Source organism: Kribbella capetownensis, assembly GCF_004331485.1.
GTDB classification, from domain to species: Bacteria; Actinomycetota; Actinomycetes; order Propionibacteriales; family Kribbellaceae; genus Kribbella; species Kribbella capetownensis.
This window is the reverse complement of the sequence record NZ_SJKD01000004.1, coordinates 225,773-239,201: the sequence shown is the minus strand read 5'-3', so window position 1 is coordinate 239,201 and position 13,429 is coordinate 225,773. Positions and strand designations below refer to the sequence as shown.

Here is a 13,429-nt window from a genome sequence, read left to right as displayed (position 1 = left end):
TACCGTCGAGTCGGCCCCCCATCCAAGCGTGTTTTCGCCCTCTTCGGCATGACCCCGCGGGTGCGAAAGACTGCGGGCGAAGGGTGGAGTCTCTGGAGGGGAGGCACTGTGTCGGGTGTGGATGAGTTGGTCGAGCGACTGCGGGGCGAGGTTGGCGGGCCGGTCCTGGTTCCTGGTGACGAAGGGTTCGCGGAGGAGGTGGCCGGCTTCAACACGGCGGTCACTCACAGTCCGGCCGTCGCGGTCGGGATCACGTCGGAGGCGGATGCCGCAGCCGTCGTACGGGCGGCGGCCGACGCCGGACTGCCGATCCGAATGCTCGCGACCGGGCACGGAACGCCTGCGGTCACCGACGGCGTCCTCGTCACCACGTCCCGGCTGACGGGCGTCACGGTCGATCCGGACCAGAAGGTCGCCCACATCGCCGCGGGTTCGCGGTGGGCGGAAGTCATTGCCGCGGCCGGACAGCATGGGCTCGCGCCGATCATCGGCGCCTCCGACGCGGTCGGGTGCATCGGCTACACCCTCGGGGGCGGACTCGGTCCGCTGGCCCGGACCTACGGCGTCTCGTCGGACTGGGCGCGTGGCTTCCGCATCGTCACCGGCACCGGTGAGGTGGTGACGGCCAACGCGGACGAGCACTCCGACCTGTTCTGGGCGCTGCGCGGCGGCAAGGGCGGTTTCGGCCTGGTCACGTCAATGGACTTCGCCCTGGTCGAACTGACCACGCTGTACGGCGGTTCGGTGTTCTTCGACGCCCCGGACATCGCCAGGGTGTTCATGACCTGGGCGAGCTGGACCAAGACGCTGCCCGAGACCGCGAACTCGTCGGTCGTGATCCTGCGGCTGCCGCCGCTGGAGTTCATCCCCGAGCCGCTGCGGGGCAAGACCGTGCTCAACGTCCGCTTCGCCTTCATCGGCGACCCGGCCGAGGGCCAGCGCCTGTTCCGGCCGATCCGCGACGCCGGTACGGCGATCGTCGACAGCGTCGGCGAGATGCCGGCCACCGACATCGCGCTCATTCACAACGATCCCAAGGACCCGGTGGCCGCGTGGGACCAAGGTGTTCTGCTCCGTGACATCGACGCCGGTTTCGCCTCCGCCTTCCTCGAGGTCGTCGGGCCGGAACAGCAGGTGCCACTCGTCGCGGTGGAGATCCGGCATCTCGGCGGCGCGGCGCACCGCGACGTACCGGAAGGCAGCGCGGTCGGTGGGCGTGGTGGCGCGTACAGCCTGGTGATGATCGGTGTCCCCGATCCGGGCCTGTTCGAGACTGTGCTGCCCGCCGCGGCGGGTGGTGTGCTGGATCGGCTGTCGGCCTGGGTCTCCCCGGAGACCACCGTCAACTTCGCGGCCGCCTTCTCGCTGCCGTGCTCGTACGAGGCGGCGTGGCCGGCCGACACCTTCGCCCGGCTGGCCGAGGTACGCGCGTCGTACGACCCGCAGGAGCTGTTCCCGTACGGGCCCTCCTAGTCGCGCCAGGAGTGCTCGGGTTCGTAGCCGAGCAGGCGGCGGGCCTTGTCGATGGACAGCAGGGTGTCGTTCGGGCCGAACGGGCGCTTGACGGGTACGCCGGGGAACACCTCGGCCAGAAGCTCCTCGTTCGGCCGTGACATCACCGTGTCGGCGTTGGCGACGATGAACACGTCGGTGCCGGTGATGTCGTAGTCGAGCGCGCGGCGGACGGCCTGCGCGCCGTCGCGGGCGTCGATGTAGCCCCAGAGGTTCCACTTGCGCGCCTGCGCGTCGGCGTCGAACGACGGGAAGCGCGCGTAGTCCTCGGGGTACATCACGTTCGAGAACCGCAGGCCGATCAGCTTCAGGTCCGGATGCCACCGGCACAGCTGGCGGGCCAGCTCCTCCTCGAGGGTCTTCACCAGCGAGTACGTGCTGTTCGGCCGCGGCGGGTAGTCCTCGTCGACCGGCACGTACGGCGGGAACTCGTCGAACGGCAGGCCGAGCACGGTCTCGCTGGACGCCCAGACGATGTTGCGGACTCCGGACCGCAGGGCCGCCGAGAACACGTTGTACGTCGCCGTCATGTTGTTGTGGAAGGTCGCCGCGTTCGGCCGTAGTCCGGGCGCCGGGACGGCGGCCAGATGGACGACGGCGTCGACACCGTCGTGGCGGTCGTCGATTCCGGCGATCGCCTCGTAGGCCTGGCCGAAATCGGTCAGGTCGACCCGCGACGCCACGACACCGGTCCGCGCCGGCGGTGCCTGGTCCAGGGCGACCACGTCCCAGCCGTTGTCCTGCAGGTGATCGACCACCACCCGGCCGAGTTTCCCGCTGCTTCCGGTGACCGCTACCCGTGCCATCCGCACTCCTTCGAGTCGCTCGCTGACCGACCATCCGATGATGGCACGCGTCTCACGACACAGGACCGTTGGCCAGGAAGTGGACACTCGGCCTAGGCTCGAAGCCGTGAAGCTTGCTGGGCGGATGAATCGACTGGGTACCGAATCGGCGTTCGAGGTGCTGGCCAAGGCGAAGGCCCTGGAGGCACGCGGCCGCGAGATCGTGCACCTCGAGATCGGCGAACCGGACTTCGACACACCCGAGCATGTCGTCGCCGCCGCGCAGCAGGCGCTGGACAAGGGCCATACGCACTACGTGCCGGCACCGGGCATCCCCGAACTGCGGACCGCGGTCGCGGACTTCCTCGAGCGCACCGGCCGGCTGACCACGACGCCGGACAAGGTGCTCGTCACGCCGGGCGCCAAGCCGATCATGTTCTTCACGATCATGGCGCTGTGCGAGGAGGGCGACGAGGTCCTCTACCCGGACCCGGGCTTCCCGATGTACGCCTCGATCGCCGCGTTCGCCGGCGCCAAACCGGTGCCGGTGCCGCTGCGCGAGGAGAACGGGTTCGTCATCGACCCCGAGGAGCTCGCGTCGCTGGTCACCGACCGGACCAAACTGCTGATCCTCAACTCCCCGCACAACCCGTGCGGCAGTGCCTCGACACCCGAGCAGTTGGAGGCGATCGCCGAGATCGCGATCGCCAACGACCTCGTCGTACTCAGCGACGAGGTCTACTGGGCACTGCGGTACGACGGGGACCACCACAGCGTGCTGGACGTCGACGGCATGGCCGAGCGGACCATCCTGCTCGACGGCTGGTCGAAGACGTTCGCGATGACCGGCTGGCGGCTCGGGTTCGGTGTGTTCCCGCAGCCGCTGGTCGAGCCCGTGACCCGGCTGCTGATCAATTCGGTCTCGTGCACGTCGGCCTTCAGTCAGTACGCCGCGATTGCCGCCTTGGAAGGACCGTGGGACGACGTCGAGCGGATGCTCGAGGCGTTCCGGGAACGCCGGGAAGTGATCGTCTCCGGACTGAACGCCGTACCGGGTGTGTCGTGTGTCGAGCCGGGTGGAGCGTTCTACGCGTTCCCGAACATCGGTGAGCTCGGGTTGTCCGCGGCGACGCTGGCCGATCGGCTGCTCGACGAGGCGGGGGTCGCCTGTCTGCCGGGCACATCCTTCGGCGCGTACGGCGAAGACCACCTGCGGTTCTCGTACGCGAACTCGGTCGAGAACATCCGGCGTGCCCTCGACGCCTTCGAGGCACTGGTCACGAGCTGACGAACGCCCGCTGCACCTTCGTCGCGGCGGTGACGATGTCGGACAGCTCCGTCTCGTCTGCCATCAGCAGACTCTGGCGGATCCACACGACCGTGTCCGCGGCCTGTTCCGCGACCGGGCACGGCTGCAGGTCGGAGTAGGCCTGAAGCGCGCTCTCTCGCGACAGCGAGCGGTAGCCGGAATCCAGCGGAACCCCTTCGGCCGCCATCGCCGCGAGGAAGTAGTCCTTGCCGTGCCCGCCGAACGCAGCCGGGTCGTAGCGGACCAGGCCGAGGTGATGGCTGCTCGCGGTGGTGCCCGGCGGCTCCGGCAGGACCTCCAGACCATCAACGTCGGCCAGCTCCCGGCGGAGGAACTCCACCGCGCGATGCCGGGTCTTCACCTGGTCGTCCAGTACGCCGAGTTGCGGCAGCAGCACGGCGGCCTGAAACTCGGTCATCCGCAGGTTCCACCCGACATCCGGATGCTCGTACCACTCGCCCTCGAGACTCCGGCCGACGTTGTGCAGCGCCCAGACCTTCCGGTACACGGCCTCGTCGTCCGTCACGATCAGCCCGCCCTCGCCGGCCGTCATCGCCTTGCTGGACTGGAAGCTGAAGCACGCGGCATCACCCAGCGTCCCGACCGGTCGATCACGCCAGGTCGCGCCATGCGCCTGCGCCGCGTCCTCGACGAGAGGTACGCCGTACTCTCGCAACGCATCCACCTCCGCGGGAGCTCCGGCGAGATGTACCGGCATGATCGCCTTCGTCCGCGGCCCGATCAGCCGCCCGACCGCGGCCGGGTCGAGGTGGAGCGTCTCCGGCGTGACGTCGGCCAGCACCGGTCGCGCGCCGGCCAGCACCACCGCGGTCGCGCTCGCGACGAACGTGTACGCAGGCACGATCACCTCGTCGTCCCGGCCGACCCCGAGAGCGCGCAGCGCGAGGAAGAGCGCGACCGTCCCGTTCACGACCGAGATGCCGTACTGCGCTCCGATCGACTGGGCGAAGGCGGTGGTGAACTCGGCCACCTTCTGACCGGAGGTCGCACCCCAGTCACCACTGTCGAGCACCTCGAGCAGGAGCTCGCGCTGCTCCGCGGTCGCGGGCGGTGGCCAACTCGGCCAGCTCGCGGTCCGGACCGGACTACCACCGTCCAGCGCCAAAGTCGTTGCCTCTGTCATCGACATCCCTCCAGGAGCCGAGTCATCGTGCCGAACAGCAACAGGTCGCGGTCGGCCTGATCGATCGGTGCGAGTTGCACCCGGCCGACTCCGACTCGCAGATCCAGGAACAACGCGTCGGACCCGAAGACCATCCGGTCCGCACCCACCGCATCGACCAGCCCGGCCACGTGCCGCGCCGTCGTCCGCGACCCGCAGAGCTCCAACGTCACATTGGCGTACTTCGACGCCACCTCGGCAGCCGCAGGGAACCCGGCCGGGAACAGGCCGGCGTGGCCCATCAACAGTTTCACCGACGGATGCCGTGCGGCAACGGTCGCGAAGTGCTGGGGACCGCACCACGGCGAACCGAACATGCCGTGGGCGAGTACGACGCAGCCGCGCTCGGCCGCCAACTCGAAGGCGGCTTCATACCCTGGTCCGTCGAGCGCGTGCTCATGCGTGTCCGGGTGCAGCTTCAGCCCGATCATCCCCGGCACGTCGAGCAAATCGGCTGTCCGTCGCGCGGCCTCGGGGTCGTGCGGGTCGTAGACGGCGTACCCGAGAAAGCGTCCCGGAAAGCGCTCGATCTCCTGGAGCAGCAGGGCGTTCCCGGCGCGGGAGTCCGGGCCGATCGCGAGCATGTGCGAGACGCACATCGTGGCCACGCCGCAGCCGTCCATCACGCGCACCAGGCTCTCGGTCGAACTGTCCGGGATCGCGAAGGCGAACCACGCCCCGAGATGACCGTGGGCGTCGATGATGCCCGTCATCCGAGCAGTTCCAGGATGTTGCCGCTAGCAATCAGTTCGACCTCGTCCGCGGGCAGTTCCAGGTGGTCGAGCTGGAACCGCGGGCCGGCGTCGTCGGTCAGTGGCGCACCGGTCCCGAACAGAACACGCTGGGCGCCGTACCGGCGTGCGACCCACTCCACTGCCAGGTGACCGCACAACGTCGCGGTGTCCACCCGCACCTCGGGATGCGTGTCCATCAGGTCGGCGAGCTCGCGCAGCGCACGGTAGCCGGTGTTGATCACTACGATCCGCAACGACGGCACCTCGGTCGCGAGCCGGTGGATCTCCCCCGGACCCACCGACTCCAGCGCCAGCAACACCGCGACACCGGTCTCGGCCAGCTCGCGAGCCAACGCGATCCCGTGCGGCGCGGTCAGCAGGAAGCGATGCTCGGCCGGACACATCCGCACCACCCGAGCACCCGCCGGCACGCCGGTTCCCAACGGCCCGGGTACGGCGACCGGCACCCGGATCAGCCGTGGATCCGCCGGCAGCTCAGCCGCCGCGGTCGGGTCGTAGTACAGATCGTGCGAATGCACCACACACGCCGCGTTGATCGCCAACCGGTCGAGCTCGGCGAGCAGACCCGGCGCGTCCGCACTTGGTACGTCGCCCGTCGGCACCGGACCGACGATGCGATTGACGTCGACCACTCTCATCCGGTCAGCGCTGTCTGGAGAGCAGATCGTTGGACTGCTTGGCCGCCGCGTCGAGGGCTTCCTGCGGTGTCTTCTTGCCGGTCAGCACGGCCTGGATCTCGACCGACAGCAACGTCATCACCTGGCGGGCGGCCGGGTTGACCTCGCCGGAGTAGGCGTACTGCAGTGCTTCCTCGAACTTCTTCGCCTGCTCGTCGGCGGCCGGCACCGGCGCGTCCGTGCGCGGGGACAGGAAGTTGGACGCGGTGGCGAGGCTGATCTCCTGCTTCGGCTGGGTCATGAAGCCGAGGAACTTCTCCGCCGCATCGACGTCCTTCGATCCCGCGTTCACCGCGAGCCCGCCGGGCAGCCCGAACCCGACCCGCTTCTTGTTCTCCAGCGGTACGCCGACCACGACGTTCGCGGCGCCCCAGCTCGCGGCCACGGTCTTGGCGTCGATCAGGGTGTTGGTGAAGCCCATCGCCACCTGCTGCTTGCCGAGCGCCTGGTCGGCGACCACGTTCGCGTTCGACAGGGCGCTCTTCGGGATTCCGCCGTCGTCGTACAGGCCCTTCAGGAACGTCAGCGCCTCGACGCCGGGTGCCTGGTTGAACGCCACCGACTTGCCGTCATCGGCGAACACCTTGCCGCCGGCCTGCCACAGCAGCGGGTAGAAGCTGAGGTTCAGCGACGCCTCCGGCGAGGCGGAGTAGTCCAGCGTGGCGACGCCGGCCTGCTTGAACTTCGGCACGGCGGCCTTGATCTCGTCCCAGGTCTCCGGCGGCTTGGTGATACCGGCCTTCGCCAGCAGTTTCTTGTTGTAAACCGTCGTGGTGACCGTGTGATAGATCGGCACCGCGTACAGCTTGCCGTCGACCTTCAGCGCGTCCAGAGCACCGGGCAGGAACTTGTCCTTGTCCGCGTCCAGCACCTTGTCGACCGGTTCGAGTGAGCCGGACGTGACGAACTGCGGGATCTGGTCCGGCCCGAGCAGCAGGACGTCGGGGCCCTTGCCGCCGGAGAACGCGGTCGCCAGCTTCTGGTCCCGGTTCGCCCAGGGCTGCTGCTCGATCCGCAGGTCGATCCCGCTGTTGGCCGCCTCGAAGTCCTTCTCGATCTGCGTCCAGTACGTCGTGGCCGCCTTCTCGTCGGCGATCACGGGGTACATCCAGACCGTCACGACCGCCTGGTCCGAGGACCCACCGGAACCGCTGGAACCGCCGCACGCACTCAATCCGGCCACTACCGCTACTGCGGCCACGGACCCCACGACCCGGCTGACTCCGACCTTCATCAGGACCTCCCAGACGCACGCACGGCGGTAACCGCATTTACGGTCATGACCGAAAATAGTGCCTGAGTGACGGGTCACGTCAAGGGGTCGGGCCTTGGGTCCGTCTTGTTCCTGAGCTCGGCGGCCTGGCGGCGGACGTCGGCCTGGGTGGCCCGTTCGTGCTCGAGCCAGTCGGGGTTCTCCGACTTGATGGCCTCGATCTCGTCCGTGGTCAGCGCCTCGGAGATGCCGGCCCGGGCGAGGCCGCTGATCGAGACGCCGAGCTTGGCCGCGACGACGGGCCGCGGGTGCGGACCGGTCCGGCGCAGCTCGCGGAGCCACTCGGGCGGGTCGGTCTGGAGCGCGTTCAGCTCGTCGCGGGAGACCGCGCCCTGCTGGAACTCCGCGGGGGTCGCCTGGAGGTACACCCCGAGCTTCTTGGCCGCCGTGGCCGGTTTCATCGTCTGGGGTGTCTTACGCGCCGTCATGCGGCAAGACTAGCGACCGCCACCGTCACGCCCGGTAACCTGGCCACCGTGACCGGCCCGCGACCCACCTTCCGGCTGGGCTACGTGCCCGGCGTGACACCTGCCAAGTGGGTGCGGATGTGGGCCGAGCGCCTGCCCCGGATCCCGCTGGAGCTGATCCAGGTCACCGCCGCCGAAGCACCGGCCCTGGTACGTCGCGGCGAGGCGGACGCCGTACTCCTCCGGCTGCCGATCGACCGCGACGGCCTGCACGCCATCCCCTTGTACGTCGAGCAGACGGTGGTCGTGGTTCCGAAGGACCACCTGGTGACGGCGGCCGACGAGGTGACCACCGACGACCTGGCCGGCGAACTCATGCTCTACCCGCAGGACGACGTCTTCGCCTGGGAACGCCCACCTGGACGGGTGATCGACGAACGTCCCCCGACCACGGCGGACGCGATCGCACTCGTTGCCATGGGCACCGGGTTGCTCGTCGTACCGCAGTCGCTGGCCCGGCTGCACCACCGCAAGGACCTCACCTACCGGCCGCTGCTGGACGCGCCGGAGTCGCAGGTCGCGTTGTGCTGGCCCGAGGACGAGACGTCAGAACTGGTGGAGCAGTTCATCGGGATCGTCCGCGGCCGGACGGTCAACAGCAGCCGCGGCGCACAACCCGCGGCCAAGACGCCGACCGGGAAAACGCCCGCCAAGAAGGCTCCGGTCAAGAAGGCCCCGGCCAAGAAGGCCCTGGCCAAGGGTGCCGGGAAGAGGACCGGCAGACCGCGTCGCCGCTAGCCGTGGCTTTCGGTTGAGTCTTCAACTATCATCGGAAGAGTCCCGACGAGAGAGGTTTGTTCGATGGCGATCTTCCGCTTGAACCATGCGGTGCTGTACGTGCGGAACGTGGCCGAGAGTGTCGCCTTCTACCGCGACGTGCTCGGGTTCGGCTACACCGAGGGCGGCGACGCCTACCAGGGCGCGGCCTTCCTCCGCGCGCCCGGCTCGACCAACGACCACGACCTCGGCCTGTTCGAACTCGGCCCGCAGGCCGGCCCGTCCGGTGCCGGGCAGACGACCGTCGGGCTCTACCACCTGGCCTGGGAGGTGGACACCCTCGGCGACCTCGAGGACCTCGCCGCGACCCTGACCGAGGCCGGCGCCCTGGTCGGTCAGTCCGACCACGGCACCACCAAGTCCCTGTACGGCAAGGACCCGAACGGGCTCGAGTTCGAGGTCGTCTGGATCATCCCCGCCGACCTGCTCACCGACGAGGACCGGGCGAAGGCAGGGGTACGCCGCCTGGACCTCGCGGCCGAGGTGGACAAGTACGGCCGCGACGCCCGCAGCGGCGTCGGCATCTCCCGCGTCCTCGCCTGACTTTCACCCAGCCAGGTGCTCGGCGATCCGCAGTGAGTTGGCCAGCACGGTGAGCACGGGGTTCACTCCGCCGTTCGTCACGTGCACCGAGGCGTCGGCGATCCGGACGTTGGCGTGACCCCAGACCCGGCCGTACGGATCGGTGACCGATCGCGCCGGGTCGTCGCCCATCCGGCAGGTGCCCGCCTGATGCTGCCCGCTGCTCGCCTGCCGCGTCGCACCGATCGCACCGACAGCCGTCCGGACCGCGCCCGCTTCCGCCAGCCACTCGCGGGCCTTCGCGCTCATGAAGGCCTGCGCCCGGACGTCCTCGGGGTGAATCGAGCCGCTGATCGTCACGACCGGATTGCCGAAGCGGTCGCGGACCAGCGGATCGACCTGCACCCGGGACTCCGCCGACGTGACCTCCTGGATCGGCCCGACGACCCGCAGCATGCGCCGCGCTTCCCGCCGCATCGCCTGCTTCCCCGCGGCACCGGCCCGCGGGATCAGCCCGGCGCCGGTCAGATAGTCGTACGTCGAGGCCGGTGTCGGGACGAACTCGTTCGCCAGCATCCCGCCGCCCACGATCCCGTCGTTGCCGTGCCGGAAGTCGCAGGTCGCGATCGACACACCTGGGCCGATCAGATCGGCCAGCTCGTCATCGAACAGCCCGACCGCACCGGCGTACACGTGCGCCTGTAGGTGCCGGCCGACCTGGTCCTGGTTGTTGCCGAGGCCATCGGGTTCGCGATGGTGAGCGCTGTTGAGCAGGAGTCGCGGCGTCTCGCTCGCACCAGCGGCGATCACGACCTCCTCACACTGCACGGTCCGGCGCCAATCCTCGGCGACCAGCGCGACACCGGTCACACGGCCGGATGCATCGGTGACCAGTCGCTCCGCCGTCGTCTCGGTGACCAACGTGCACCGTCCGGTCGCGAGCGCGGCCGGCAACGCCGTGTTGTGAGTGCCGGACTTGGCTTCGACCGGGCACGCGAATCCGACGCACTGCCCGCACCGCACGCAGCCCGCTCGCCCTTGGTAGTCGACCGAGTTGATCAGCAGCGGTACGTCGAGAGTCCCCCAACCCAGGCGCTCCGCGGCCGCCGCGAGCCGCGTCGCCGGACCGGTACGCGGCATGGGCGGCATCGGGAGCTCCCGCGGCTCATGCCACGGGTCGACACCGCCACCACTCACACCGAACCTCTGCTCGGCCAACGTGTAGTACGGCGCCAGGTCGTCGTACGTGATCGGCCAGTCCGACAGAGCGCTCCCTGACGGAACGCCGTACGTGCTCGCCATCGCGAAGTCGCGCGGCACGAACCGCCAGGCCTGAGCGCCGTACACCCGGGTGCCGCCGCCGACCGTGAAGGCGTTGTTGCCCCAGCCACCGTCCGGCGGCAGCACCTGCCGCGGTACGCCGTCGATCACCGCGACCCGAGGGCGTCCGAACGGATCCGGGTCGGTCAGTGCGGGCAGACCGGCCACCGACCGCGGGTTCCGCAGGTGGTCGCGGGACAACGACTCCGTCGTCGGGTAGCGACCGGTCTCGACGACCAGCACCGACCGCCCGGACTCGGCCAGCACCTGTGCGGCTGCACCGCCGCCTGCGCCGGAGCCGACCACGATGCAGTCGTACCGATCCGCCAACTCCGACCGCCGTGTGATGCGCAGGTCGGTCTGCACCGGCGCCCACGCCCCGGCCTTGTCCGCCTGCCAACCGACCATGGTCCACGCGGGCGGCCGGACCTGCCCATCCCCCGCGTAGAACCCCTGCGCGATGATCCGCACCAGCCAGGCGCCGTCCGGATCTGCCATCACCACCTCAAGGTCCGGCTCATCGCCCGCGACCTCCAGCGCGCGCTCGACCCGCACCAGCCAGTCCGGCCGGTCCTCGGTCACCACTCGCTCGATGAACCCCACCGCTCCGGCCTCGGCCGCCGACGGGAAGTCGTCCGCCGGGATCGCGAGCTCCGCCAACCGCTCGACTACCAACCGCTGCCGTTCCGACAACCCCACAGTCCGATCTCCTTCGTCAGAGGACGCCGGCTCCCACTCAATCATTCATGCCGGAGTACCAAGGCCGGCTGGTCAACGCCGGCGCCAAGTCGCCGACAAACCGTCCGGCCACCAGCCGCCCCGCGGCCGGTCCAGTCAGGTGGTCACCGGATGCGGACGGTACGGCGCTTCCACCAGCGCCCGCTCCTCGGCGGTGAGCGTGAGGTCGACGGCAGCCACCGCGTCCTCGACGTGCTGCGCGCGGGTAGCGCCGACCACGGGAGCGGTGACGCCGCGAGCGCCGAGGAGCCAGGCCAATGCGACCTGGGCTGGGGGCACACCACGATCCGCGGCGACCGCGTGAACGGCCTTCACCACGGCTTGGTCGCTCTCGCCGTACAGGTCGTCGGCGACCGGGTCGCTGCCGGAACGCGCCGTACCTCCGCCGGTCCGGGCCAGCAGGCCGCGCGCGAGCGGGCTGTACGGAATCACGCCCACGCCCTGGTCGACGCAGAGCGGGATCATCTCGCGCTCTTCCTCGCGGTAGACCAGGTTGTAGTGGTTCTGCATCGAGACGAACGGGATCTGCGTCACCTGCTGGGCGACCTGCTGCGCCTTCGCGAACTGCCAGGCGAACATGCTGGACGCCCCGAGATAGCGGGCCTTCCCGGCCCGGACGACGTCCGCGAGAGCATCCATCGTTTCCTCGATCGGCGTCTCGTCGTCCCAGCGGTGGATCTGGTACAGGTCGACGTACTCGGTGCCGAGCCGGCGCAGCGACGCGTCGATCGCGTCCAGGATGTGCTTGCGGGACAGGCCGCGGTCGTTCGGTCCGGGGCCGGTCGGGTAGTACACCTTGGTCGCGAGTACATAGTCCTCGCGGCGGCCGAAGAACTTCCGCAGCAGCCGGCCGGTCAGTTCCTCGCCGGTTCCCTTCGAGTACGCGTCGGCGGTGTCGAAGAACGTGACCCCGGCGTCGACTGCCCGCCGTACGATCGGCTCCGCGGCCTCCTCGCCCAGGTGCCACTCGCGGGCGCCACCGGTGCCGAAGCTCATCATCCCTAGGCAGATCCGCGAGACCCGCAGACCCGTCTCTCCCAGCCGGACGGAGTCCATCAGCGCCGATCGCCGTTCAGGTCGGCCAGCGCGCCGAAGACACGCTTCGGCCGCCAGCCACCGTCGTCATCGGTCGCGACCAGCCCGTACGACGACAGGTCGAGATCGTGGGCGGGGTCGCCCCGCCGGTGCGGCAGTTCGTACCCGGCGAAGCTGAACCAGAACGCGGCCGCGAGCTCGATCCGGTCGAACTCCTCGACGAGCTCCAGCAGGTACTCCACTTGTTCCCCCTCATCGCGCTCGTAGTGCCCGTTGATCGCGGGCGGGTCGACGGATCGGTCGACGATCATCCAGCCCGAGCCGCCCCGAGCAGCGGCGCCGCGGTAGGCGCAGCAGCCGAACTCGGTGATCGCGACCGGCTTGCCCCACTTCTGCCGGGCCACCAACTCGTCGTGGAACGTCGCCGCGTTCTGCTGGTCGCGGTACGCGTCGATGCTGACGATGTCGAACAGCTCCCAGTTCACGTCCTCCCACATCCCCGCGGCGTACGTGATCCGGCCGCCGAACTCGGCGCGGGCCGCAGCCACCAGTCGCTGCTGTACGTCGCCCCACCGCGCGAGGCCCTCGGACAGCTGCGCGAGCTTGTCCTGATCGGCCCAGGTCGCCGGATCGGCCATCGTCGCCAGCCGCTCCCCCGACGTGTCGCCGGGCACGAATCCCTTGCAGAACACGGAAAGCTCGCAGCCCAGCACCAGGACGACATCGCCGCGGCCGGACGTCCGCAACGTCTCGGCGCGGGTCGCGCAGTCGGACAGGAAGGCGATGAACTCGTCCGGCTCGAGATCCATCGGGACCGGCGAGAACCACAGGTCCAATCCGGCGTCGAGGGCCGCCTCCCCCGCGATCGTGAGCCGGTCCGGGTCGTTGCCCGAGACCCGCACGGCGGGAGCGTGCAGGTCGTCGGCGATGGTCCGCAGTTCGTCGCGGACCGTGCCGGCGTCGAAGCGCCGGCGCGTCGAACGGCCGTCGTACTGCAGGCCGGTGTCGTAGTTCACCCCGAGAGGACGCATGGGCTCTACGGTAGCAATCAATCTCATACTCGGTACATCTTTTTA

13 protein-coding genes are annotated in these 13,429 nt (G+C 69.5%); 4 read left to right on the top strand and 9 right to left on the bottom strand.

Translation table 11 applies throughout. The features are described 5' to 3' along the window. Positions 1–117 precede the first annotated feature (117 nt). Positions 118–1,473 carry an FAD-binding oxidoreductase gene (locus E0H75_RS19450; RefSeq protein WP_238163143.1) on the top strand — a complete coding sequence of 452 codons (1,356 nt, stop codon included), beginning with the start codon at positions 118–120 and terminating at the stop codon, positions 1,471–1,473. On the opposite strand, the gene E0H75_RS19445 is transcribed toward E0H75_RS19450, so the two are convergent. After that, entirely contained in the window at positions 1,470–2,318 is an 849-nt protein-coding gene (locus tag E0H75_RS19445; protein ID WP_131514992.1) for an NAD-dependent epimerase/dehydratase family protein, read from the bottom strand. The genes E0H75_RS19450 and E0H75_RS19445 overlap by 4 nt on opposite strands. A gap of 106 nt (positions 2,319–2,424) precedes the next feature. On the opposite strand from E0H75_RS19445, the gene E0H75_RS19440 reads away from it, so the two are divergent. Next, positions 2,425–3,585, top strand: coding sequence for a pyridoxal phosphate-dependent aminotransferase (locus E0H75_RS19440; protein ID WP_131514991.1), 1,161 nt, complete (start codon positions 2,425–2,427; stop codon positions 3,583–3,585). Here E0H75_RS19440 and E0H75_RS19435 read toward each other — a convergent pair. The 5 genes from E0H75_RS19435 to E0H75_RS19415 all read right to left on the bottom strand — a co-directional run bounded on the left by E0H75_RS19435 (position 3,575) and on the right by E0H75_RS19415 (position 7,922). Beyond that, a complete protein-coding gene (locus tag E0H75_RS19435; protein WP_131514990.1) occupies positions 3,575–4,750 on the bottom strand; it encodes a DegT/DnrJ/EryC1/StrS family aminotransferase in 1,176 nt (391 codons plus the stop codon). The two genes, E0H75_RS19440 and E0H75_RS19435, sit on opposite strands and share 11 nt — an antisense overlap. Continuing rightward, positions 4,747–5,502 carry an amidohydrolase family protein gene (locus E0H75_RS19430; protein WP_131514989.1) on the bottom strand — a complete coding sequence of 252 codons (756 nt, stop codon included), beginning with the start codon at positions 5,500–5,502 and terminating at the stop codon, positions 4,747–4,749. The genes E0H75_RS19435 and E0H75_RS19430 overlap by 4 nt, the downstream gene beginning before the upstream one ends. Further along, the gene (locus E0H75_RS19425) at positions 5,499–6,182 is read right to left on the bottom strand and encodes an amidohydrolase family protein (RefSeq protein ID WP_131514988.1); all 684 of its coding nucleotides are present in this window, start codon (positions 6,180–6,182) and stop codon (positions 5,499–5,501) included. The genes E0H75_RS19430 and E0H75_RS19425 overlap by 4 nt, the downstream gene beginning before the upstream one ends. A 4-nt stretch (positions 6,183–6,186) precedes the next feature. Then, positions 6,187–7,455: an ABC transporter substrate-binding protein gene (locus tag E0H75_RS19420; protein ID WP_131514987.1), complete on the bottom strand. Its 1,269-nt coding sequence runs from the start codon at positions 7,453–7,455 to the stop codon at positions 6,187–6,189. 74 nt (positions 7,456–7,529) lie between these two features. Beyond that, on the bottom strand, positions 7,530–7,922 hold the full coding sequence (locus E0H75_RS19415; protein ID WP_131514986.1) for a DUF5997 family protein: 393 nt from the start codon (positions 7,920–7,922) through the stop codon (positions 7,530–7,532). 48 nt (positions 7,923–7,970) lie between these two features. Between E0H75_RS19415 and E0H75_RS19410 the strand changes: the two genes are divergently transcribed. Both E0H75_RS19410 and E0H75_RS19405 read left to right on the top strand, forming a co-directional pair. Next, positions 7,971–8,699, top strand: a complete 729-nt coding sequence (locus E0H75_RS19410; RefSeq protein WP_131514985.1) for a LysR family substrate-binding domain-containing protein — start codon at positions 7,971–7,973, stop codon at positions 8,697–8,699. A 63-nt stretch (positions 8,700–8,762) separates the two neighbouring features. Beyond that, positions 8,763–9,281, top strand: coding sequence for a VOC family protein (locus E0H75_RS19405; protein ID WP_131514984.1), 519 nt, complete (start codon positions 8,763–8,765; stop codon positions 9,279–9,281). Between the two features lie 3 nt (positions 9,282–9,284). On the opposite strand, the gene E0H75_RS19400 is transcribed toward E0H75_RS19405, so the two are convergent. The 3 genes from E0H75_RS19400 to E0H75_RS19390 form a co-directional block, all read right to left on the bottom strand. Further along, on the bottom strand, positions 9,285–11,279 hold the full coding sequence (locus E0H75_RS19400) for a GMC oxidoreductase (protein WP_238163142.1): 1,995 nt from the start codon (positions 11,277–11,279) through the stop codon (positions 9,285–9,287). A 135-nt stretch (positions 11,280–11,414) separates the two neighbouring features. After that, entirely contained in the window at positions 11,415–12,374 is a 960-nt protein-coding gene (locus E0H75_RS19395; protein WP_131514982.1) for an aldo/keto reductase, read from the bottom strand. Continuing rightward, positions 12,374–13,384, bottom strand: a complete 1,011-nt coding sequence (locus E0H75_RS19390) for a hypothetical protein (RefSeq protein WP_131514981.1) — start codon at positions 13,382–13,384, stop codon at positions 12,374–12,376. The genes E0H75_RS19395 and E0H75_RS19390 overlap by 1 nt, the downstream gene beginning before the upstream one ends. Positions 13,385–13,429: the final 45 nt, after the last annotated feature.

What these genes read in the sequence shown, in the direction of transcription:
- E0H75_RS19430 (WP_131514989.1), bottom strand. Translation starts at nt 5,502, where the DNA reads ATGACGGGCATCATCGACGCCCACGGTCATCTCGGGGCGTGGTTCGCC.
- E0H75_RS19445 (WP_131514992.1), bottom strand. Translation starts at nt 2,318, where the DNA reads ATGGCACGGGTAGCGGTCACCGGAAGCAGCGGGAAACTCGGCCGGGTG.
- E0H75_RS19415 (WP_131514986.1), bottom strand. Translation starts at nt 7,922, where the DNA reads ATGACGGCGCGTAAGACACCCCAGACGATGAAACCGGCCACGGCGGCC.
- E0H75_RS19420 (WP_131514987.1), bottom strand. Translation starts at nt 7,455, where the DNA reads ATGAAGGTCGGAGTCAGCCGGGTCGTGGGGTCCGTGGCCGCAGTAGCG.
- E0H75_RS19395 (WP_131514982.1), bottom strand. Translation starts at nt 12,374, where the DNA reads ATGGACTCCGTCCGGCTGGGAGAGACGGGTCTGCGGGTCTCGCGGATC.
- E0H75_RS19405 (WP_131514984.1), top strand. Translation starts at nt 8,763, where the DNA reads ATGGCGATCTTCCGCTTGAACCATGCGGTGCTGTACGTGCGGAACGTG.
- E0H75_RS19425 (WP_131514988.1), bottom strand. Translation starts at nt 6,182, where the DNA reads ATGAGAGTGGTCGACGTCAATCGCATCGTCGGTCCGGTGCCGACGGGC.
- E0H75_RS19435 (WP_131514990.1), bottom strand. Translation starts at nt 4,750, where the DNA reads ATGACAGAGGCAACGACTTTGGCGCTGGACGGTGGTAGTCCGGTCCGG.
- E0H75_RS19390 (WP_131514981.1), bottom strand. Translation starts at nt 13,384, where the DNA reads ATGCGTCCTCTCGGGGTGAACTACGACACCGGCCTGCAGTACGACGGC.